Genomic DNA, 21,561 nt, shown 5'->3' with positions numbered 1-21,561 from the left:
CGCCGGTCGCTTCCGCTATAAAAACACGACTGAACAGTCCTACTCCTGCTGTCCCGCCAACGCCGCCTGAACGGCCGCCATTCCGGGATCGCGACCCTTGAGCAGATCGTCGATCGACCATGGCGCGGCAATGTCGGGCTCCAGCGTCTTGAGCGCAACCGGCTTGCGGCCCTTGCCTTTGTCGATGGTGGCGACAAGCACGGGCGTCGTGCCCGTGGCGGAACTCGGTTGCGCCTTGCCGACGAAACAATCGGCGTAGGCCTTGCAGCCGTTTTGAAGGTCATAGCGCTGCGTCGCGGACTGCAGCGTGAGGCCCGAATGCGGCAGCGTCACCTGCTGCTGATCGGCGAAGAACATCATGCGGTCGCCGGGCGCTTCGCCGACCAGTGTGACCCTGTCCCCGCCAGCCTGCTTGAGATAGGCGACGTCGACAATTCCCGCCGAAAAGGTAATCGGGCTTTCCAGCACGAACAGCCGTCCCGGCGGTTTGACGCGGGACGGCCAGGAACTGAGCGCATCGCGGGTCAGCATCAAGTTGCCGCCGGTGTTGAAGCGCATGTCGAGGACGAGGTTCTTGCGGCCGAGGCGGACCCGGGCGGCTTCGACCTCAGCCAGGAAATCGGCGATCTTCCCGGTCTTGCCGTCGACGTTGCGTCTGATCTCGGCGACGATGCCATCGAGTTCGGGCGCATCGCGCCAGCGGAACGGCTGTTCCTGATCCTGCAGCGGCCAGGGCGCGCGGCCCTTGGGAAAAATCTTCACCCAGTCGCGGCGCTGCGGCTCCGGGGCGAGCTTGCGGTCGATGATGCGGCCGTCGGGCGTCTGGAAGCGAAAGGTCGCGTCGCCGGCGGCATTGGCGAGCCCGAGCGCATGCAGCAGGTCGGGCCGGACGATCGCGTCGGTCGCCTCGATGTCGCGCCATGCCGCCACGCCGCCATGCAGGCTGCGCAGCGCCGAGGACACTTCAGCAGCCGGATGGCCGTCGATGCCGGCGAGTCGGCTGCCCAGCAGATCGCTGTTTTGGGGGCTGGCCGCTATGACGTAGAAGGCGCCGTCGATGGGTAGCAAAGACATCGCCACACCATTGGCGCGCGGCAACTTGCAGGTCGTGTGACCATTGTCGGCCAGTGCCGCGATCTGGCAGAGATCGACAGCGAAGACGGTCGCGTCGGTCGGACCTGCCGCGGTTTCGAGCGCCTGCAGCCGCGATGCCGCTTCCACGCGGGCGGCGCTGGAAAAAGACTTGTCGACATCGAGGAAGTCGTGACGGAAGACTTTCAGATCCTCGACCTGTGCGTCATGCGAGGTGGCCCAGTCCGGACTTTGCGCGGTCGTCTGGCCGAGCGCCAACAGGCTGAGCAGGGGCAAGGCGAGCAGCCGGGCAAAGGTCATGGCTTCCCTCTTCGATCGCGATCCGGCCCGCTGCCGATAAAGCTGAGGAATAGGGCAGCTTCGCACGTGGCTGCGTTCACATCTTTGCGAGCGGGATGGAGTGGGGTCCCGCTCGGAGGCTGCGGTTGCGCCGGGACCGGAACGGGGCCTGACCGTCAAAAGGCGGTCCGCCGCACGGGCCGGGTTCACCCCTTAAAGCCTTGTCATCATTGGCCGGGGCGGCGCGGTCGGTCACTCCCACGCGATGGGGCACGTCCCGAACAGCCCGCCCCGGGCATGCGTTTTTGAGTGTGGTCTTCAACCTAACCCATTCAATTCTTACGGGAATTTAATGTCGCGCGCAATTGCACAGCCCGGTTCCGGCGTTATGTTCCCGGCCGGACTGCCTCTTGGGCCTGTGACGCTGGCCAATGACGTGGTCGACCTGGCCGCATGCGGTTCGACGGATAGGTGACAAAGTGGACGACGAAGTCGCCAGCCGGCTACAGCCGCTCCGTGAGCCGATGACGGACATCAAGCCGGTGGTCGTGCGCCGCCGGCGCCGCGGCTGGATGGTCGCGCTGCTGCTGGTCGCGGCTGGAGCGGGCGTCGCCTTCTGGCTTCATCCAGCGCCGGTGCAGCAGCAAGGCGCGCGCGGGGGCGGACGCTTCCGGGGCGGCGATCTCGGCGCGCAGCCGGTCGCCGTCGCCTCGGTGACGCAGGCCGACATCCCGATCACGCTGGAGGCGCTGGGCACGGTCACCTCACTGTCGACGGTGACGGTGCGCCCGCAGGTCAGCGGGCAGATCACCGCGATCGCCTTCACCGAAGGGGAGATGGTGAAGAAGGGCGATTTTCTTGCCCAGGTCGACGACCGCACTCTCCAAGCCTCGCTGCATCAGCTGCAGGGCCAATTGAAGCACGATCAGGCGCTGCTGACCGATGCCAGGCTCGACCTCGACCGCGATCTGAAGCTGACCTCCAACGCCATCACGCAGCAGGCGGTCGACCTGCAGCGCGCGACCGTGCAATCCGACGAGGGCACGGTCATGTCCGACCAGGCGCAGATCGAGGCCGTCGAGGTCAATATCGCCAACAGCCATATCGTTGCACCTGCCGACGGCCGCATCGGCCTCAGGCTGGTCGATCAGGGCAATTACGTCACGCCTTCCGACAGCACCGGCATTGCGGTGATCACCGAGATGCAGCCGATTTCGGTGCTGTTCTCGCTGCCCGAAGACACCCTCGCCGAAGTGCTGGAACAGACGCATGGCAATGCCGGGCTCAAGGCCACCTTGTTCGACCGCAACGACACCAAGCAGATCGCCGAAGGCACGCTGCAGACGATCGACAACCAGATCGATCCGACCACCGGCACCGTGAAGCTGCGCGCCGTGTTTGCTAACGCCGACGGCGGGCTTTATCCCAACCAGTTCGTCAACGTGCATCTCCTGGTGCGCACGCTGACCGGCGTGACGGTGCTGCCCAACGCCGCCATCCAGCACGGCGCCCCAGGCACTTTCGTCTATCAGCTCAACGACGACAGCACTGTCTCGGTGAAGACCGTTTCCCTTGGCCCCGGCGACGCCTCGGTCACGCAATTGCTGTCGGGCCTTCCGCCGGGCGCCAAGGTGGTCGTCGATGGCGTCGACCGGCTGAAGGACGGCGCCAAGGTGACCGTGCCTGACAACAGCGCCGCGCCGACCGCCGGCGCTGGATCTCCCGCGCAGCCGCAAGCGGAGGGTAGGGGCAGCGGGGCCGCCGCGACCAGCAATACGTCTGCCGTCAACCCCGGCAACGCGCCCGCGATCTCGAGCAGCCAGGGCCAAGGCTCGGCAGGCGGCGGCGCGGACGCATCGGGCGATGCCGGCCGCAAGCACCACCGCCACCATCGTCGCGACGGCAGCGGCAATAGCGGTAGCAGCGGAAATGGTGGCGACACCGGCGAAGCCCAATGAGCACGCCGAGCGGTCTCGTCTCCGGCTGGCTGAACCCGTCGCGGCCCTTCATCCTGCGGCCGGTGGCCACCACGCTGATCATGGCCACCATCCTTGTGGTCGGCATGATCGCCTATCTCTTCCTGCCGCTCTCGGCCTTGCCTGAGGTCGACTACCCGACGATCCAGGTGCAGACCTTCTATCCCGGCGCCAGCCCAGAGGTGATGACGACTTCAGTCACGGCGCCCCTGGAGCGCCAGTTCGGCCAGATGCCGGGGCTGGAGCAGATGTCGTCGGGGAGTTCGGCCGGCGCCTCGGTCATCACGCTGCGCTTCAGCCTCGACCTCAGCCTGGATATTGCCGAGCAGGAGGTGCAGGCGGCGATCAACGCGGCCGGCAACCTTCTGCCCGCCGACCTGCCGGCGCCGCCGATCTACGCCAAGGTGAATCCGGCCGATGCGCCGATTCTGACGCTGGCGATCACCTCGAAGACGCTGCCGCTGACCGAAGTCGAGAATTATGCCGAGACGCGGCTGGCGCAAAAGATCTCGCAGCTTCCGGGCGTCGGGCTGGTCAGCATCTCCGGCGGCGAGCGGCCGGCCGTGCGCATCCGCGTAAACCTCAAGGCGCTGGCCGCCATGGGGCTCAACATCGACGATCTGCGCACCACCATCGGCACGCTCAACGTCAACACGCCGAAAGGCAGCTTCGACGGGCCGGCGCGTTCCTACACCATCAACGCCAACGACCAGATCAGCGACCCCAAGACCTATGCGGATATGGTCGTCGCTTACCGCAACGGGGCGCCGGTCAGGCTGGGCGAGGTCGCCGATATCATAGAGGGGCCGGAGAACTCGAAGCTGGGCGCTTGGGAAAACCGCTCGCCGGCGATCCTGCTCAACATCCAGCGCCAGCCCGGAGCCAATGTCATCCGCGTCGTCGACTCGGTGACGGCTCTGCTGCCGCAGCTTCGCGCCGGCTTGCCGGCGGCGGTCACCGTCGAGCCGCTGACCGACCGCACGACCACCATCCGTGCCTCAGTCCATGACGTCGAGTTCGAGCTGGCGACGGCGGCGGTTCTGGTCGTGCTCGTCACCTTCCTGTTCCTGCGCAACATTCCGGCGACGATCATTCCGAGCCTGTCGGTGCCGCTGTCGCTGATCGGCACGTTCGCTGTCATGTATCTTTGGGGCTTCAGCCTCGACAATCTGTCGCTGATGGCGCTGACCATCGCCTCCGGCTTCGTCATCGACGACGCCATCGTCATGATCGAAAACATCTCGCGCTTCATCGAGCATGGCGACGATCCGGTCACCGCCGCGCTCGAAGGCTCGGCCCAGATCGGCTTCACCATCATCTCGCTCACCGTCTCGCTAATCGCGGTGCTGATCCCGCTTCTGTTCATGGGCGACGTCGTCGGCCGCCTGTTCCACGAATTCGCCATCACGCTTGCGATCGCCATCGTCATTTCGGCCATCGTCTCGTTGACGCTGGTGCCGATGATGTGCGCCAGGCTGCTCAAGCCGCCGTCCGAACGCAGGCAGGGCGCGCTGGCGCGCGGCGCCGAGGCCGCCTTCGATGCCGTGGCCAACGGCTATGCCGCCGCCTTGCGCTGGGTGCTCGACCGTCAGGCGCTGACGCTGCTGGTCGCCGCAGCCACGCTTGCGCTCACCGTCTATCTCTATGTTGTCATCCCGAAAGGCTTCTTCCCGGTTCAGGACACCGGCGCGATTTCGGCCGTCACCGAGGCCGCGGGCTCGGCGTCCTACGCCGACATGGCAGCGCACCAGCAGGCGCTCGCCGATGTCATCTTGAAGGATCCGGATGTCGCGAGCCTGTCGTCCTTCATCGGCGTCGACGGCCAGAACATGACCGCCAACAGCGGCCACATGCTGATCAATCTCAAGCCGCGCGACGAGCGCGCGGCCGATGCCAGCGCGATCATCCGGCGGCTGGCTCGGGAGACCGACGTCGTGACCGGCATCGCGCTGCACATGCAGCCGGTGCAGGACCTGAGCGTGGACTCCACCTCCAGCGCGTCGCAGTACCAATACGTTCTGCAGGATTCGGATCCGGCCGAGCTGGCGACCTGGACATCAAAGCTCACCGATAGGCTGGCGGCACTTCCCGAACTCGCCGACGTGGCCAGCGACAGCCAGCAGAGCGGGCTTGCGGTCGACATCACCATCGACCGAGCGACGGCGGCACGCTTCGGGATTACGCCAGCGACCGTCGACAACGCGCTCTACGATGCCTTCGGCCAGCGCATCATCTCGACCATCTTCACCCAGTCGAACGAATACCGCGTCATCCTTGAAGCCGATCCTTCGGTCGGACAGACGCCGGCTTCGCTGGGCTCGATCTACCTGCCGTCCTCCGGTTCCGGCCAGGTGCCGCTATCGGCGATCGCCAATATCAGTGTCCGGCAGGCGCCGCTGCTGGTGAACCACCTTGCCCAGTTCCCGGCCGCGACCATCTCCTTCAACCTCGCCCCGGGCGTGTCGCTCGGCGACGCCACCGCGGCGATCAGCAAGGCGGAACATGACATGCAGCCGCCCGCCGGCCTGGTCACCGGCTTCCAGGGCGCCGCGCTTGCCTTGCAAAGCTCGCTCTCCAACGAGCTGCTGCTGGTGCTCGCGGCAGTCGCCACCGTCTATGTCGTGCTTGGCGTGCTTTATGAGAGCTTCATCCACCCGCTGACGATCCTCTCGACGCTGCCCTCGGCAACCGTGGGCGCGCTGGTGGCGCTGATGCTCGCCGGCCACGATCTCGACGTGATCGGCATCATCGGCATCGTGCTCTTGGTCGGCATCGTCAAGAAGAACGCCATCATGATGATCGACTTCGCCCTGCAGGCCGAACGCCTGCAGGGGCTGGACCCGCGCGAGGCGATTTACGAAGCCTGCTTGCTGCGGTTGCGGCCGATCCTGATGACGACGATGGCCGCGCTGTTCGGGGCGCTTCCGCTCCTGCTTGGCGGCCTTGCCGGCTCGGAATTGCACCAGCCGCTCGGCATCACTATCGTTGGCGGGCTGATCGTCAGCCAGGTGCTGACGCTCTTCACCACGCCGGTGATCTACCTTGCCTTCGATAGACTGACGCGGTCGGGGGCACGTGAAGCGAGAGCGCCGGCCGGCGGGCTCACGCCGTGAATCTCTCCGCGCCCTTTATCGCCAGGCCGGTCGCCACGACGCTGCTGGCCATCGGATTGGCGGCGGCGGGCCTGATCGCATACGTCAATCTTCCCGTCGCGCCGCTGCCCAAGGTGGATTTCCCGACCATCTCGGTGCAGGCTTCGATGCCGGGCGCCAGCCCCGACACGATGTCGACCGATGTCGCGGCGCCGCTCGAACGGCATCTCGGCCAGATCGCCGGGGTTTCCGAGATGACGTCGCGCTCCGGCACCGGCTCGACCAATGTTGTGCTGCAATTCGACCTCGATCGGGACATCAACGGCGCCGCGCGCGATGTTCAAGCCGCCATCAACGCCGCGCGCGCCGACCTCCCGTCCGACCTGCGCAGCAACCCGACCTACCGCAAATACAATCCCGCCGACGCACCGGTGATGATCCTGGCGCTGACCTCGCGCACACTCACACCCGGTCAGCTCTACGATGCCGCCGCGACCGTGCTGCAGCAGCGCCTGTCCCAGGTCGAGGGTGTCGGCAATGTCGACCTCGGCGGCTCGTCGCTGCCCGCCGTTCGGGTGGAGCTCAATCCGGGGGCGCTGTTCCATTACGGCATCGGCCTGGAGGATGTGCGCGCCGCACTTGCCTCGGCCAATGCCCGCAGTCCGAAGGGCTTCGAGGAGGACGGCGCGCTCCGCTACCAGCTCTACACCAACGACCAGGCGAGCCATGCCGCCGACTATCGCGACCTGGTGATCGCCTGGCGCAACAGTGCGGCGGTGCGCCTCGCCGACATCGCAGATGTCGAGGACTCGGTCGAGGACGTGCGCAATCTCGGTCTCGCCAATGGCGTGCCGGCCGTGCTTTTGGTGCTCTATCGCGAGCCCAACGCCAACATCATCGACACGGTCGACCGCGTGCGCGCGCTGATCCCGACGCTGCAGGCTTCGGTGCCGGCGGATGCTCGCCTCAGCATCGCGTCCGACAGCAGCCTCACCATCCGCGGCTCGCTGCGCGACACCGAGCTGACGCTGGTGCTGGCGGTGCTGCTGGTCGTCTTCGTGGTGTTCTGCTTTTTGCGCGACTGGCGCGCGGCGCTGATCCCGAGCGTGGCGCTGGTCGTCTCGATCCTCGGCACCTTCGGGGCAATGTACCTGCTCGGCTACACGCTCGACAATCTGTCTTTGATGGCGCTCACCATCGCCACCGGCTTCGTCGTCGATGACGCCATCGTGGTGCTGGAAAACATCATGCGTCACATCGAGGACGGCATGCCGCGCGGCCGGGCGGCGCTGGTCGGCGCTCAGGAGGTCGGCTTCACGGTGCTGTCGATGAGCGCTTCTCTCGTCGCCGTGTTCCTGCCGATTCTGTTGATGGGCGGCATACTCGGCCGCCTGTTCCAGGAATTCGCCATGACCTTGTCGCTGGCGATCGCCATTTCGCTGGTGCTGTCGCTGACGGTGACGCCGATGATGTGCGCGCATTTTTTGCGCGCGGGTGCAGTCCGGTCGGAGCGCCGTTCCATCCTCGCCCGCTTCGGCGAAAGCGTCTTCGAGCGCGTCCGCGCCGGCTACGGCCGCTCGCTCGCCTGGTCGCTCGACAATGCCGAGGCGATGCTCATCATCCTGATCGCGGCCGTCGCGCTCAACGTCTACCTCTATACGATCGTGCCGAAGGGCTTCTTCCCACAGCAGGACACCGGCGAGCTGATCGGCGGCCTGCGCGCCGACCAGGCCATTTCCTTCCAATTGATGCGGCAGAAATTCGAGCGGCTGGAGACGATCCTGAAGAGCGACCCGGCGGTGGCGAACGTCGTCGGCTACATCGGCGGCCGCCAGACCAACTCCGGCTTCGTCTATGTCAACCTGAAGCCGAAGGGCGATCGTGCGCCGCTGCAAGCGGTGCTGGGGCGGCTGCGCGCGCAGCTCAGGCAATTGCCCGGCGCGCAGCTCTTCCTCAACCCGCGCCAGGAGATCAGGGTCGGCGGCCGCCAAAGCCTCGCCACCTATCAATACACGCTGCAGGCCGATACGACCGCGGATCTCGACGAATGGGCGCCGAAACTCGTCGAATTGCTGAAACAGGCGCCGGAGCTAACCGACGTCAATTCGGATCGCGACGAGGCCGGGCTCGAAACCAACATCACCGTCGACCGCGAGAGCGCGGCCCGGCTTGGCCTGACGCCGGCGAGCATCGACAACACGCTTTACGACGCCTTCGGCCAGCGCCAGGTGTCGACCATCTTCAACGCCCGCAACCAATATCACGTGGTGATGGAAGTCGCGCCGCGCTATCTGCAGGATCCGAGCGCGCTCAACGGCATCTATGTCAGCACCTCGGGCGCGGCGGCGAGCGGCACGCAGAAGACCAACGCGCTGGCCGGCAGCCTGTCGGGCTCGCTGCAGAATCAGGCGACCAATGCGATCGCCGTCACCGGCCACGGCAGCGCCTCGAGCGGCGCCGCCGTCAGCACCTCGGCCGAGACCATGGTGCCGCTCGCCGCCTTCAGCACCTACGGTCCGGCGACCACGCCGCTTTCGGTCAACCACCAGGGCCACTTCGTCGCCACGACGATCTCGTTCAACCTTGCCGATGGCGCCACGCTCGGCGACGCCTCGGCGGCAATCGACCGCGCCATGGCGGAGCTGAAAATGCCGGTGTCGATCCACGGCTCGCTTGCCGGTACGGCGCTCGCCTTCCGCTCCAACCTGCTCAACGAGCTCCTGCTGATCGCTGCCGCGCTCGCCACGATCTATGTCGTGCTCGGCGTGCTCTACGAAAGCTACGTGCACCCGATCACCATCCTGTCGACGCTGCCCTCGGCCGGCATCGGCGCGCTGCTCGCGCTCATCGTCACCGGCATGGAATTCGACGTGATCTCGCTGATCGGCATCATCCTGTTGATCGGCATCGTCAAGAAGAACGCCATCATGATGATCGACATGGCCTTGCAGGCCGAGCGCCAGGAAGGGCTTGCGCCGCGAGAAGCCATCCACAAGGCGAGCCTCCAGCGCTTCCGGCCGATCATGATGACGACCTTTGCGGCTTTGCTCGGCGCCTTGCCGTTGGCGCTCGAGACCGGCACTGGGGCGGAGCTGCGCCAGCCGCTCGGCATCGCGATCGTCGGCGGCCTCATCGTCTCGCAGCTTCTCACGCTTTACACCACCCCGGTCGTCTATCTCTATCTCGACCGGCTCAGCGCCCGCGGACCGACGCTGCGAGTGGCGCCGGCGGAGTGATCGGGCACCGCGACCTTTGAGTTGTTCGACCGCGCGAAGCGAAACAGTTCGGCCCGGCGCGCCTTCATCTCCCTCAACGCTACCCAACGCGCTTGATCGTGAGATCTGTGCTATCGCTTCGTGAACTGGCACGAGGCTTCATCATCGGATGCGCCCTCGAAGGGCGCGACCAGTTCCTGCTCACCCGGCCATTGCCCGAGCGCTACACCGGGGCGTCGCGAGCGGGCCTTTTGCGTCGCATCCTTGGTCTATAGGTGCTGCCGGGTGAGCGGCAGCACCTCTCTTCATGCCGGTCTCAGCGCTTCGGGCCGAAGCCGGGATAGGGATTGAGCGGCACGATCGCCGCGATGTCCATCATTCCGGCCTCGACCAGCGGCAGGGTGGCGAGATGGCCGCGCACCTCCTTGTCGTCGGCAGCCTCGAACATCATGCCGCTGCCGGGGATGTCACCGCGGTTCCAGACCTGGCGCACGGCGCCTTGCGCATAGAGCGTGCGCCGCTGCTCGGCTTCGCCCGGAAGCAGCGGCGCGAAATCGCTATCGCTGAACTTTTCGGTGTTGCGGGTGAGAAGGGCAAAGAACTGCATGGCGGTCTCCTTTGTGGCCGGTTGATGCGGAAGATATCGCGCCGGCTGGTCAGACTGTCCAAGACTGATTAAGCTAAAGATCAGACCTTGAAGGACTTGAGTCATGGAGACGCAGAATGCTTGACCTGCGGCAGATCCGCTATTTCGTTGCCGTCGCCGAGGCCGGCAATGTCGGCCGTGCCGCCGAGCAGCTGCATATCTCGCAGTCGCCCTTGAGCCGGCAGATCATGCAGCTCGAGGAACAACTCGGCGTCACGCTGTTCGAGCGATCGAAGCAGCGCGTCCATCTCAACGCCGAGGGCAGGGCTTTCCTTGCCGAGGCGCGCGCTCTGCTCGTCAATGCCGTGCGGCTGGAGGAGCTCGGCCGCAAGCTTGCAAGCGGCGCGACCGGCAGCCTCGCCATCGGCTACGTCGAGGGGGCGGTGCATGCCGGGCTGATCGCCGCGATGCTCAGGGAATTCCGCCGCGAGCGGCCGGATTTTCATCTGCAACTGAGAAGCCGCCGCACGGCCGCGCAGTTCGAGGATCTGCGCCAGCGCGTGCTCGACCTCGGCTTCGTCTACGCGCCGGCGCCGCAAGGCGATCCGGATATCGAGAGCATGCTGGTGCGGCGCGAACCGCTGGTGCTGGCGATCCCCGAAGGCGATCCGCTTGTCGATGCGAGCGACATCGGGCCCCGCCATCTTGACGCCCGCGTCTGGATCACCGTCGTGCGCCAACCCGACGACACCAACCGCGCCCAGTTCCTGGCGGCCTGCGTGGGGGCCGGTTTCGTGCCCGACATCGCCTACGAGACGGCCGATCCCTTGACCTCGCTCGGCCTGGTCAGCGCCGGCCTGGGCCTGGCGACGGTACAGGAAAGCCTGCAAAGCGCTGCGCCCGCCGGCATCGTCTTTCGCGACCTGCCATGGTTCAAGCGCAGCGTTGAAATCCATCTCGCCTGGCGGCGCAATGACCGGAGGGCGGTGATTGAGGATTTGAGGAGGACGGTGAACGGTGAATGGTGAATAGCGAATAGTTACTATCTGGCGGTGGACAGATTTCGGCTCGCGCGATCCGCACTATTCACCATTCACCTTACATTTTGTCGATCACCGCCTGCACACCTTCCGTCGGCGCGTCGACCGACGAGCCCGCCACCATGATGGCGGCGACGATGGCCTCGGGGTCGTTGACCACCAGCGGCTTCACCCTATGTGCGGTGTGGATGAAGCCTTCGCCCGACATGTGCTCGATGAGCGCCAGCATCGGGTCCCAGAAGGCCTTGATGTTGGCGAACACGATCGGCTTGCGGTGATGGCCGAGTTGCGCCCAGGTCATGATCTCAACGATCTCCTCGACCGTGCCGATGCCGCCCGGCAGCGCCACGAAGGCGTCGGATTTCTCGAACATCCTGTGCTTGCGCTCGTGCATGTTGTCGGTGATCACCAGCTCGTCGAGCTTGTCGAGAGCGGTCTCGGTCGCCTCCTTGTTGATCAGGAAGCGCGGGATGATGCCGGTCACCTTGCCGCCGGCCTTGAGTGCCCCGTCTGCGACGGCGCCCATGATTCCCTTGGTGCCGCCGCCATAGATCAGGCGCAGGCCGGACTTCGCCAGCGAGCGGCCGAGCAGGTGGCCGGCCTTGACATAGGCCTCGTCGCGGCCCGGAGACGAACCGCAATAGACGCAGACGGATCGAATCGTGTTCATGTCATGATTGGTGATAGGGACGGTTGGCGCGGTCAAGCCCAAGGACGGGCTTTTTCTTGTGAGCTTGGTGAAAACACGCTAGACCGGCGTTAGGTGGCTAAGGGGCAGAAAAGATTATGGCTATCAATTCTTCCAAGGCGTTTTTGTTCGCGGCGGGCGGCGTTGCCGTCGTCGCGGCGGTCGCCTACGGGTCGGGCGCGCTCGACCCATACATCAACAAGCAGAATCCGCCGCAGGTCGCGTCGCTGCCGCAGGCAGGCACGAAGCCGGCCGAATCCTCAAGCACCTCCACCGAGGCGCGCGTACCGCAGGCGCAAGCCCCGGCCAATACAATGGCGCCGGCCAACAACACGATGGCGCCGGCCAACAAGATGGCGCCCGCCAACAATGCAATGGCGCCTGCCAACAACGCGACGGCCCCGGCGGAATCCGCCCCGGCCGCTCAGGCGCCGGCCGCCGCAGGACCCACACTGCCAACCTTCGATGTCGTGCGCGTCGAAGGCAATGGCTCGATTGTCGTCGCCGGCAGCGCGGCGCCCAATGCCAAGGTCGAGGTCCTGAACGGCGGCACGGTGCTCGGCTCGACCGATGCCGGTCCCGATGGTGCCTTCGCCATTGTGCTCGACGATCCGCTGAAGCCCGGCGACTACACGATCACGCTGCGCTCGACCGCTGGCGGCGTCGCCGTCGCCTCGGCGCAGACCGCCGTCGTCTCGGTGCCGCAGAGCCCGACCGGCCAGGTGCTGGCGATGGTCGAGGAGCCGGGCAAGCCGTCCGAATTGCTGACCATTCCGCAGCCCGCGGCCAAGCCGGCGGCAACTGCCGCCACCGGTCAGGCAGCCGCCCCGGATCCGCAGGTCCCGGCCGCAACCGCGCCGGCGGCGTCTGCCCCGGCGGCGCCGCCGGCTGCAACGGCACCGGCAGCTACGGATCAGGCTTCGGCTCCCGCGACCCAGAACGCCGCCGCAGACGAACCGAAGATCGCCGTCGAGGCGGTTGAGATCGACGGCGGCAAGATCTTCGTCGCGGGCAGGGCCGATCCCGGCCGCAAGGTGCGCGCCTATGCCGACGATGTACTGCTTGGCGAGGCGAAAACTTCGCCTGACGGCCATTTCCTGATCGAGGCGGCGCGCGACATTCCGGTCGGCAACCACACCATTCATGTCGACGGCCTGGCCGACGACGGCGTCAAGGTCGTCGCCCGCGCCGCTGTCCCGTTCGAACGCGAGCCCGGCGAGTCGATTGCCGCCGTCGCGCCCAACCAGACCAAGCCCGCCGACAGCAAGCTCGCCCAGGGTGCGGGGTCCCAGCCCGCGGAGGCGAAGTCCGGGGCGGCCAATCCCGCCGAGACGACGGCGCCGGCCACCGCTACCGACGAAGCGGGCAAGCCCGCCGCGACCGCCGACACGTCGGCCGAGGTCGCCGAAGCGAATCCTGCGGCCGACGTGCCTGAAACCATGGCGCCGAAGCTCGAACACGTCGATGGAGCCGTCATCATCCGCCGCAACGATACGCTCTGGCGCATCTCGCGGCGCGTCTATGGCCATGGCGTGCGCTACTCGACCATCTATCTCGCCAACCAGGATCAGATCCGCAATCCCGACCGCATCTGGCCCGGTCAGGTCTTCAAGGTCCCCGGCAAGTCGAAGGAAGGCGAGCCGGCCGACATGAAGGCCATGGGTGACCAGATGACGGCGCCAAAGACGGAGTAAGAGCGCAATCCCCCTCGTGGGGATGTCCGGCAGGGCAGAGGGACGCCGGCGTTCGACACTTCCTACCGTGCTACCCATCCGCCTGGCTTGCCCTCTCATCCTCCATCGTTTATCGGCGATGAACGATGACCGAATCCCTATCCGTCAACCGCGCCCTCAATAGCCGAGCCCTCGACAGCCGCGGCATCGCCACGCGGTTCGCGGCGCTGTCGCATCCGGCACGCATTGAGATCCTGAAGCATCTCTCGGCCAGTAGCTGCTGCTCCTGCCGCGAGGTGGTCGATCATCTCGATCTCGCCCAGTCGACCGTTTCGCAGCATCTGAAGATCCTGGTCGAAGCAGGGCTCGTCCGCTTCGAGGCGGATCGCCAGCGTTCACGCTACGCGGTGGACCGCGCTACGCTCGCCGAGGTCTCGGCGTCGCTCGCGGCCCTGGTCGATTCCTGCTGCGGCGAAAGCATGAAAGAAAGCTAAGAACAAAATGGCCGACAAGACCGTCTCCGCCGAAACCGGCACCCTCACCACTCTGCGCAATCTGTGGCCCTATATGTGGCCGGCCGACCGTGCCGACTTGAGAGCCCGCGTCACCTGGGCGACGCTGCTTCTCGTCGTCGCCAAGGTCACCCTGGTCGCCGGCCCCTATTTCTTCAAATGGGCAACCGATGCGCTCGCCCACGCCTCGAAGACGCCGCCGCCGCTGCCCGCCTTCATGCTCGCGCCGGTGATGCTGGTCATCGCCTATAATGTGCTGAGGCTGGTCCAGCTCGGCTTCAACCAGCTGCGCGACGCGCTGTTTGCCCGCGTCGGCCAATATGCGGTGCGCCAGCTTGCTTTCCGCACCTTCGTCCACATGCATCAGCTGTCGCTGCGCTTCCATCTTGAGCGCCGCACCGGGGGTCTGTCGCGCATCATCGAGCGCGGCACCAAGGGCATCGAGACGATCGTGCGCTTTGTCATGCTGAACACGGCGCCGACCATTCTCGAATTCGCGCTGACGGCCGGCATTTTCGCCTACACCTATGGCTGGAAATACGTCGCCGTGGTCGCGGTCACCGTGTGGATCTATGTCTGGTTCACGGTCAAGGCCAGCGACTGGCGCATCTCGATCCGCCGCGACATGAACGAAAGCGACACCGACGCCAACACCAAGGCGATCGACTCGCTCTTGAATTTCGAGACGGTCAAATATTTCACCAATGAGCGCATGGAAGCCGAGCGCTTCGACCGCTCGATGGCGCGTTATGAAACCGCCGCCACCAAGACCTGGACCTCGCTCGGCTGGCTTAACTTCGGCCAGGGTCTCATCTTCGGCCTCGGCACGGTCGTCGTCATGTGCATGTCGGCGCTGGAGGTGCAGGCCGGCACGCAGTCGGTCGGCGATTTCGTCTTCATCAACGCCATGCTGATGCAGCTGTCGGTGCCGCTCAACTTCATCGGCTTCATCTATCGCGAAATCCGCCAGGGCTTGACCGATATCGAGCACATGTTCGACCTGCTCGACGTGCCTCAGGAGATCGTCGACAAGCCGGACGCCAGGCCGTTGAAGGTGAGTGCCGGCAAGGTCGAGTTCCGCGACGTGCACTTCTCCTATGATTCAAACCGCAAGATCCTGAAGGGCGTCTCCTTCGAGGTGCCGGCCGGCAAGACGGTCGCCATCGTCGGCCCCTCCGGCGCAGGCAAGTCGACCATCTCCAGGCTTCTGTTCCGCTTCTATGACGTGCAGCGCGGCCAGGTGCTGATCGACGGCCAGGACATCCGCGACGTCACCCAGGAGAGCCTGCGCGCGGTGCTCGGCATGGTGCCGCAGGACACGGTGCTCTTCAACGACACCATCGCTTACAACATCCGCTATGGCCGCATCGGCGCCAGCGAGGAGGAGGTGCGCAAGGCCGCCGAACTCGCCCAGATCGGGCCGTTCATCGAAAAACTCCCCGACGGCTACCGCTCGATGGTCGGCGAGCGCGGCCTGAAACTGTCGGGCGGCGAGAAGCAGCGGGTCGCGATCGCCCGCACGATCCTGAAGGCCCCGCCGATCCTGATGCTGGACGAGGCGACCTCGGCGCTGGACACCCAGACCGAGCAGGAGATCCAGGCGGCGCTGGACCTCGTCAGCAAGGGCCGCACCACCCTTGTGATTGCCCACCGGCTGTCGACGGTGATCTCGGCCGACGAGATCATCGTGCTGAAGGACGGCCAGATCGCCGAGCGCGGCACCCACGCCGCACTCTTGCGCCAGCAGGGCCTCTATGCCTCGATGTGGGACCGCCAGCGCGAGGCCACCGAAGCCGAGGAGCGCCTGCGCATTGCGCGTGAAAGCGACGAGTTCGGCGTGATCGTACGGAGAAGGACGTCGGAGGTGAGCTAGCGCCTACTTCCCCTTCTCCCGTAAGGGAAAGAGGAAAGGGTAAAAAATTCTGTTGACCTCAACCTAGCTTGAGCTTGCAAACCGGCTCCGAACCCCTGCGAAGCAAGCCTTCCAAGAACGGAGACCGATCGATGAATAATAAAGATCAACGCGCTGGCAGCGTGTTCCGGGTCGACAAATTCGTCGTGCCGGCGGAAGCGCGCGACGAGATCCTCGGCAAGGTCAGGATGACGCACGAATTGCTGCGCCAGCAGGACGGCTTCGTGCAGGACTTCCTGCTCGAGCAGTTCTCCGGCCCCGGCGAATTCAACATCGTCACCATGGTCGAATGGGAAAGCCAGGCCGCGGTCGACAACGTCGTGCCGATCGTCAAGGCCGCGCACGAGCGCATCGCCTTCAGCCCTCAGGCAACGATCGCCCGCCTCGGCGTCAAGGCGGATATCGCGCACTATCAGCGCGTGCCGGAGGTGTAAGACGGCCAGCCTGCGCCGGGTGCAGGCGCGGCGACGCCCAGTACCTGGCCGGTGCGGGCGTCGCCGACCATGTTCTCGAAGCCGCGCCATTCGGCGGCGGTGATGAACAGCGTCCTGCCGTCGGCACCGCCCAGCATGCAGGCAAAGCAGCCCCGATCGACCTCGACCTTGTCGATTTCGCACCGCCCTCGCGCACCCTGACACAGTGCCGGCGCTAAAATCACGGCTATGAGTCCCTCGCTATTCGCCTCTCCCATTGTTGCGTTGCGGGGAGGGGGGCTTTCCGCTATTCAGACCGGACTGAAACAGCGACCGCCCCAAGCCCTATGACGCTTCTCGATACGATCAAGAATACGTTCGTTCCGATCCATCGCGAGGGCTATCCCTTTATCGCCGCCTTCGGCGCGGCAACGCTGTTCCTCGGCTATTTCTCCTCGATCCTGTTCTGGCTCGGGCTGATCCTCACCGGCTGGTGCATCTATTTTTACCGTGACCCAGAGCGCGTCACGCCGGTCGACGACCGGCTGGTGGTCAGCCCGGCCGACGGCGTGGTTTCGGCGGTCGGGCCTGCCGTGCCGCCGCGCGAGCTTGGTCTGGGTACGGGCGAAATGATCCGTATCTCGGTGTTCATGAATGTCTTTTCCTGCCATATCAACCGCGCGCCGGTGCGCGGCAGGATCACGCGCATCGAGCATCGTCCCGGCAAATTCCTCAATGCCGAGCTCGACAAGGCAAGCTCGGAGAACGAGCGCAACGGGCTGGTCATCGACAGTCCCAACGGCACCGTTGCCGCCGTGCAGATCGCCGGCCTTGTGGCGCGCCGCATCGTCTGCTGGGCCGAGCAGGGCGGCTCGATCGGCATCGGCGAGCGTTTTGGCCTGATCCGCTTCGGCTCCCGCGTCGACGTCTTCCTGCCGTCGAACGCCGTGCCGCGCGTCGCCGTCGGCCAGACGGCGGTGGGCGGCGAAACGGTGCTTGCCGAGTTCGGCGGCGCGGCGGTCGCCCCGCTGGTCAGGATTTCCTGAGCGGTGGGCGCGCCTTTCAAGAAGTTCGAGGCACACGCCAGCGGCGGCCCTCGCATCCGCGAAATACCGATGCGCATGGTGCTGCCCAATCTGGTGACCGTTCTTGCGATCTGCGCCGGCCTGTCCGGCATCCGCTTCGCCTTCGAGGACCGCTTCGAGCCGGCCGTGGTCATGGTGCTGCTCGCAGCCTTCCTCGACGGCATCGACGGCCGCTTGGCGCGCATGCTGAAGGCGACCTCGAAGTTCGGCGCGCAGATGGATTCGCTGGCCGATATCGTCAATTTCGGCGTCGCGCCGGCGCTGGTGCTCTATGCCTTCCTGCTCGACCGCGCCGGCTCGCCGGGCTGGATCGCGGCACTCCTGTTCACCATTGCCTGCGGCATGCGGCTCGCCCGCTTCAATGTGCTGGCCGACGACACCGACCAGCCGGCCTGGCAGACCGAGTATTTCGTCGGCGTCCCGGCGCCGGCGGGCGCGGTGCTGGTCATGCTGCCTTGCTATCTCTACTTCCTGCGGCTCGGCCTGGAACCGACCCGGGGGGCGGCCTTCGTTGCCTCTGGCTTCACCGTGCTCGTCGCCTTCCTCTTGGTCAGTCGCCTGCCGGTCTATTCGGGCAAGAGCGTCAAGGTGCCGGGAGACAGGGTGCTTCCGGTCATCCTCGGCGTGGTGCTCTACATCCTGCTGTTGATGGCCTATCCCTGGTACACGCTGACCGCCTCGGTCGCCGGCTACCTCGTCTTTCTGCCGTTTTCGGTGCGCGCCTATTCGAAGCGGGCCATGCGCGAAGGCGAGAAGGTGCCGCCTTCGGATATCGGCTGAACCCGCTCGAGAGGCGCGACTTCGAGCCGCCGAGTTCCTTCGCGCCTCCCTCTGTCCTGGCGAACATCTCCCCACTTGGGGGAGAAATTGGCAGCTTCGTTCAAGCCGCGTATCCTGCAACGATGCTGATTGGCGAAAGCCGAGAGGGCATCTGATCTCCCCCCGTGTGGGGGAGATGTCCGGCAGGACAGAGGGGGGCGCTGTCCCGCCAGCGCTTGCGATACGGCCTAAGCCGCCACCCCCAACCCCAGTCGGTCGATCGCCAGCCTCCGCGCCGACACGTAATCCGTCTTGCCGGAACCCAGCACCGGGATTTCTTCCACCTTGATGATGTCATTGGGCACCATCAACTCGGCCGCGCCCGCCTTCTTGCCGAACTGGCGCAGCTCTTCGGCATTGGCATCGTCGGCCGTGGTGACCAGCACGATGCGCTCGCCGCGCCTCTTATCGGGCACCGCCACCGCGGCATGGCGCTGTTCCGGCCATAGCGACTGCACCAGCATCTCGACCGCGCCCAGCGACACCATCTCGCCGGCGATCTTGGCAAAGCGTTTTGCCCGCCCTCGGATGGTGATGAAGCCGTCGCGGTCGACCGAGACGATGTCGCCGGTGTCGTGCCAGCCCTCGAGCGGCTGCAACTCGCCGGGGCGGTCGGCGGTCATGTAGCCCATCATCATGTTCGGCCCGTCGAGCCACAGCCGGCCGCCCTCGCTGATGCCCTCGACCGGCTCAAGCTTCATGCGGATCGCCGGCAGCAGCCGGCCGACCGTGCCGTCGCGATTGTGGATGGCGGTGTTCACCGCCACCACTGGCGCCGCCTCGGTCAGCCCAAAACCTTCGATGATCGATGCCTGGAAACGGTCGCGGTAGGTGCGCCTTGTCTCGGGCTTTACCGCTTCAGCGCCGGCAACAACGAAACGCAGGCTGGAGAAATCGCCGTCCTTGGCAGTGCGGGCATAGTTGGCGAGGAAAGTGTCGGTGCCGAACATGACGGTCGGCTTCACCTTGCGCGCGATCTCCGGAATGATCTTGTAGTGCAGCGGCGAGGGATAGAGGAACAGTTTCACGCCGGTTACCAGCGGCAGGATAGTGCCGCCGGTCAGCCCGAACGAATGGAAGACGGGCAGCACGTTGAGCAGGATATCGGCCGGGGAGATCGTGATGCGCGCCTCGGCCTGCATGGCGTTGGCGAGAAGGTTGCGGTGCGACAGCACCACCGCCTTCGGCGTTCCTTCCGAGCCCGAGGTGAACAGGATCACCGCTGGTTTCGACGCCTGCTGCCGCTGCAGCGGAAAACGCCAGAAAAGCGCCGCCGCGACCTTGTCGAGCAAGGTCACGCTCTCGCGCACATCCTCCAGCCATAGCATCTTGGCGCCGCCCGCCTCGACGGCGGTGACGATGTCGTCGATGGCGGCCTTCTCGATGAACGCGCGAGAAGAGACCACTGTGCGAATGACCGCCGTGCGGATCGCGGCGGTGACGCTCGCCGGGCCGGCGGTGTAGTTGATCATCGCCGCGATGCGGGCCGCCGAGATAAGCCCGACAAAGGAGAGCACAATGCCATTGGCATTGGGCAGGAGCAGGCCGACCGCTTCGCCGGGCGCCGTCACCGCCTCGAAGCGGCGGCCGAGCACGCGCGCGCCGATGAACATCTTGCGATAGCTGAGCGCGCCCGAAATCACGTCCTCGATGATCGGATGCGAGGCACCGACGCGATCCGCCGCGTCGCGCATGGCCAGGAACAGGCCGCGGTCGAGATTGCTGCCGTAGAGCCGCGCCTCGGCAAACCGGTCGAACAGGGCGTTGGTGTTCGACGCCATGTCGGGGTTGCGAGCCACCAGCTCGGCCACGGTCATCGGTTCCAGCACGCTGAGCGACAGGCGCGGGAACCAGTGACGCGGCGCCTTGTCGGCCGGCGTCAGCGACATCGGCAGGTCGCGCGCACCGGCGACGAAGATCGGCACGATGCGGGCGTCGGCCTGCATGGCGATGCGGGTGATGGCGCGGAACAGCCGGAACGACTTGACGTCCGGTTCGACGTCGTCGGGCAGATAGACCGCAAGCCGGCCCTTGCCCTTCAGCACGCGCACCAGCCGCCGGCTGACGAAGAGATGTTCGGCATTGAAGGCGATGGTGCGGGCAAGCTCGCGCCACGGCTCCAGCCAGGGCGAGCGGGCCGAGGCCTCGTCCAGAATGTGCAGCGTGTCGTCAGGCAAGAGCGACAGCATCAGCGCCGGCTCGATGCGCGATTGGTGCGAAACGACATAGATCACCGGCGTGCGGGCATTGCGGGCAATGCGGATGCGGTCGTCGGCAATACGGTAGGCGAGCTTGAACGGCACGTAGAGCAACGCCTGGGTAAAGCGCAGATCGAGCCGGAACCTTTCGATCACGCCAATCAGCAGCCAGGCAAAGACAAGACCGGCAAGCAGCGCCAATGTCAGGATCATGCCGCTCTCTCCCAACGTCCTCCACGGTGCGGCTCTTGCGCGGCCGCTTCGGTGGCAGAAGGTAGCGGAAGTGGGGGCAAGGTCAATGTGGGGCTGGTAGGGCGCTCCCTTCTCCCCTTGCGGGAGAAGGTGGCCGAGCGAAGCCCGGACGGATGAGGGTATTGGACGGATCGCTTCGCTGGATATGTAAGTGCCTGAAAGCAATCGATTCTTCCAGGCCGTGCTTCTTCCAAAACCTCTCATCCGTCTCGACGCTGCGCGCCGACCCACCGTCTCGCACAGGGGAGCGGGGAAAGGCGTGCCGCTACGCCACCTTCAGTCTCCCGCTGATGAAGCGGAACTCCTGGCTCTTGCCGCCAAAGCCGTAGGCCGCCGCCGGAACCTCATGCACCAGCGCGTAGCTTTCCTCATGGACGCCGCCGAGCAGGCGGCCGAAGGCGTCGAAAATCGCCTTGAGATACGCTTCGAGCTCGAGCTTGGTGTTGGTGCCGTCCACCACCTTGATGTCGAGCCAGAAGGTGCTCGTGCCATGCTCGGCCAGCGACTTGCCGCCGGCGAACCAGTGCTGCGGATCGACGTAGCTGATCGCAACCGCGGTGATGGTCGGGTCCTTGCGCAGTTGCGTGGCCGTAATCTCGGTGATCTCCTTCGCGATCGCGGCGGAACCCTTTGCGTCGGGCTCGCCGGTGACGCTGACATTGATGATCGGCATTTTTCTCTCCTTCGCTCTGACGGCTTCGCGCCGCCGATGAAGGGACCATGCCACTA

General features: G+C 65.7%; 16 protein-coding genes. 10 read left to right on the top strand and 6 right to left on the bottom strand.

The features are described 5' to 3' along the window. Nucleotides 1-39: 39 nt before the first annotated feature. Nucleotides 40-1,392: a hypothetical protein gene (locus tag P9228_RS28640; RefSeq protein ID WP_278056799.1), complete on the bottom strand. Its 1,353-nt coding sequence runs from the start codon at nucleotides 1,390-1,392 to the stop codon at nucleotides 40-42. 458 nt (nucleotides 1,393-1,850) lie between these two features. On the opposite strand from P9228_RS28640, the gene P9228_RS28635 reads away from it, so the two are divergent. The 3 genes from P9228_RS28635 to P9228_RS28625 are packed head-to-tail and all read left to right on the top strand — an operon-like array spanning nucleotide 1,851 to nucleotide 9,675. Continuing rightward, nucleotides 1,851-3,329, top strand: coding sequence for an efflux RND transporter periplasmic adaptor subunit (locus tag P9228_RS28635; RefSeq protein ID WP_278056797.1), 1,479 nt, complete (start codon nucleotides 1,851-1,853; stop codon nucleotides 3,327-3,329). A gap of 29 nt (nucleotides 3,330-3,358) precedes the next feature. After that, a complete protein-coding gene (locus tag P9228_RS28630) occupies nucleotides 3,359-6,460 on the top strand; it encodes a multidrug efflux RND transporter permease subunit (RefSeq protein WP_278056837.1) in 3,102 nt (1,033 codons plus the stop codon). Then, nucleotides 6,457-9,675 carry an efflux RND transporter permease subunit gene (locus tag P9228_RS28625; RefSeq protein WP_278056795.1) on the top strand — a complete coding sequence of 1,073 codons (3,219 nt, stop codon included), beginning with the start codon at nucleotides 6,457-6,459 and terminating at the stop codon, nucleotides 9,673-9,675. The genes P9228_RS28630 and P9228_RS28625 overlap by 4 nt, the downstream gene beginning before the upstream one ends. A gap of 295 nt (nucleotides 9,676-9,970) precedes the next feature. Here P9228_RS28625 and P9228_RS28620 read toward each other — a convergent pair whose 3' ends face one another. After that, complete coding sequence (locus tag P9228_RS28620) at nucleotides 9,971-10,261, bottom strand: muconolactone Delta-isomerase family protein (protein WP_066997354.1); 291 nt, start codon at nucleotides 10,259-10,261, stop codon at nucleotides 9,971-9,973. A gap of 116 nt (nucleotides 10,262-10,377) precedes the next feature. Between P9228_RS28620 and P9228_RS28615 the strand changes: the two genes are divergently transcribed. Continuing rightward, nucleotides 10,378-11,268 (top strand): LysR substrate-binding domain-containing protein, encoded by an 891-nt coding sequence (locus P9228_RS28615; protein WP_278056793.1) that lies wholly within the window; start codon nucleotides 10,378-10,380, stop codon nucleotides 11,266-11,268. Between the two features lie 70 nt (nucleotides 11,269-11,338). Here the strand turns inward: P9228_RS28615 and P9228_RS28610 are convergent, their stop codons facing one another. Continuing rightward, nucleotides 11,339-11,950, bottom strand: a complete 612-nt coding sequence (locus P9228_RS28610; protein WP_066997348.1) for a TIGR00730 family Rossman fold protein — start codon at nucleotides 11,948-11,950, stop codon at nucleotides 11,339-11,341. 116 nt (nucleotides 11,951-12,066) lie between these two features. On the opposite strand from P9228_RS28610, the gene P9228_RS28605 reads away from it, so the two are divergent. From P9228_RS28605 to P9228_RS28590, 4 genes are all read left to right on the top strand, one after another. Continuing rightward, a complete protein-coding gene (locus tag P9228_RS28605) occupies nucleotides 12,067-13,662 on the top strand; it encodes a LysM peptidoglycan-binding domain-containing protein (protein ID WP_278056790.1) in 1,596 nt (531 codons plus the stop codon). Nucleotides 13,663-13,787: 125 nt separating this feature from the next. After that, nucleotides 13,788-14,135 (top strand): metalloregulator ArsR/SmtB family transcription factor, encoded by a 348-nt coding sequence (locus P9228_RS28600; protein WP_067321203.1) that lies wholly within the window; start codon nucleotides 13,788-13,790, stop codon nucleotides 14,133-14,135. Between the two features lie 7 nt (nucleotides 14,136-14,142). Then, a complete protein-coding gene (locus P9228_RS28595) occupies nucleotides 14,143-16,026 on the top strand; it encodes an ABC transporter ATP-binding protein/permease (RefSeq protein ID WP_278056420.1) in 1,884 nt (627 codons plus the stop codon). Nucleotides 16,027-16,157: 131 nt separating this feature from the next. Next, complete coding sequence (locus tag P9228_RS28590) at nucleotides 16,158-16,499, top strand: antibiotic biosynthesis monooxygenase (protein WP_127215985.1); 342 nt, start codon at nucleotides 16,158-16,160, stop codon at nucleotides 16,497-16,499. Here the strand turns inward: P9228_RS28590 and P9228_RS28585 are convergent. After that, nucleotides 16,478-16,723, bottom strand: coding sequence for a hypothetical protein (locus P9228_RS28585; protein WP_278056423.1), 246 nt, complete (start codon nucleotides 16,721-16,723; stop codon nucleotides 16,478-16,480). The two genes, P9228_RS28590 and P9228_RS28585, sit on opposite strands and share 22 nt — an antisense overlap. 18 nt (nucleotides 16,724-16,741) lie before the next feature. On the opposite strand from P9228_RS28585, the gene P9228_RS28580 reads away from it, so the two are divergent. Beyond that, nucleotides 16,742-17,524, top strand: a complete 783-nt coding sequence (locus P9228_RS28580) for a phosphatidylserine decarboxylase (RefSeq protein WP_278056835.1) — start codon at nucleotides 16,742-16,744, stop codon at nucleotides 17,522-17,524. A gap of 75 nt (nucleotides 17,525-17,599) precedes the next feature. Continuing rightward, entirely contained in the window at nucleotides 17,600-18,343 is a 744-nt protein-coding gene (locus tag P9228_RS28575) for a phosphatidylcholine/phosphatidylserine synthase (protein WP_245299656.1), read from the top strand. Nucleotides 18,344-18,570: 227 nt separating this feature from the next. Here P9228_RS28575 and P9228_RS28570 read toward each other — a convergent pair whose 3' ends face one another. Both P9228_RS28570 and P9228_RS28565 read right to left on the bottom strand, forming a co-directional pair. Next, on the bottom strand, nucleotides 18,571-20,793 hold the full coding sequence (locus P9228_RS28570; protein ID WP_127241648.1) for an AMP-binding protein: 2,223 nt from the start codon (nucleotides 20,791-20,793) through the stop codon (nucleotides 18,571-18,573). 304 nt (nucleotides 20,794-21,097) lie between these two features. Beyond that, complete coding sequence (locus P9228_RS28565) at nucleotides 21,098-21,505, bottom strand: 4-oxalocrotonate tautomerase family protein (protein WP_067321223.1); 408 nt, start codon at nucleotides 21,503-21,505, stop codon at nucleotides 21,098-21,100. Nucleotides 21,506-21,561 lie beyond the last annotated feature (56 nt).

Origin of the sequence: Mesorhizobium sp. WSM4898, from assembly GCF_029625845.1 — a bacterium.
GTDB lineage: Bacteria > Pseudomonadota > Alphaproteobacteria > Rhizobiales > Rhizobiaceae > Mesorhizobium.
Note: the sequence above shows the minus strand (reverse complement) of the source record. Positions and strands in the feature narration are given on the sequence as shown.

What these genes read in the sequence shown, in the direction of transcription:
- P9228_RS28620 (WP_066997354.1), bottom strand. Translation starts at nt 10,261, where the DNA reads ATGCAGTTCTTTGCCCTTCTCACCCGCAACACCGAAAAGTTCAGCGAT.
- P9228_RS28600 (WP_067321203.1), top strand. Translation starts at nt 13,788, where the DNA reads ATGACCGAATCCCTATCCGTCAACCGCGCCCTCAATAGCCGAGCCCTC.
- P9228_RS28565 (WP_067321223.1), bottom strand. Translation starts at nt 21,505, where the DNA reads ATGCCGATCATCAATGTCAGCGTCACCGGCGAGCCCGACGCAAAGGGT.
- P9228_RS28615 (WP_278056793.1), top strand. Translation starts at nt 10,378, where the DNA reads ATGCTTGACCTGCGGCAGATCCGCTATTTCGTTGCCGTCGCCGAGGCC.
- P9228_RS28605 (WP_278056790.1), top strand. Translation starts at nt 12,067, where the DNA reads ATGGCTATCAATTCTTCCAAGGCGTTTTTGTTCGCGGCGGGCGGCGTT.
- P9228_RS28595 (WP_278056420.1), top strand. Translation starts at nt 14,143, where the DNA reads ATGGCCGACAAGACCGTCTCCGCCGAAACCGGCACCCTCACCACTCTG.
- P9228_RS28640 (WP_278056799.1), bottom strand. Translation starts at nt 1,392, where the DNA reads ATGACCTTTGCCCGGCTGCTCGCCTTGCCCCTGCTCAGCCTGTTGGCG.
- P9228_RS28570 (WP_127241648.1), bottom strand. Translation starts at nt 20,793, where the DNA reads ATGATCCTGACATTGGCGCTGCTTGCCGGTCTTGTCTTTGCCTGGCTG.
- P9228_RS28590 (WP_127215985.1), top strand. Translation starts at nt 16,158, where the DNA reads ATGAATAATAAAGATCAACGCGCTGGCAGCGTGTTCCGGGTCGACAAA.
- P9228_RS28575 (WP_245299656.1), top strand. Translation starts at nt 17,600, where the DNA reads ATGGTGCTGCCCAATCTGGTGACCGTTCTTGCGATCTGCGCCGGCCTG.
- P9228_RS28610 (WP_066997348.1), bottom strand. Translation starts at nt 11,950, where the DNA reads ATGAACACGATTCGATCCGTCTGCGTCTATTGCGGTTCGTCTCCGGGC.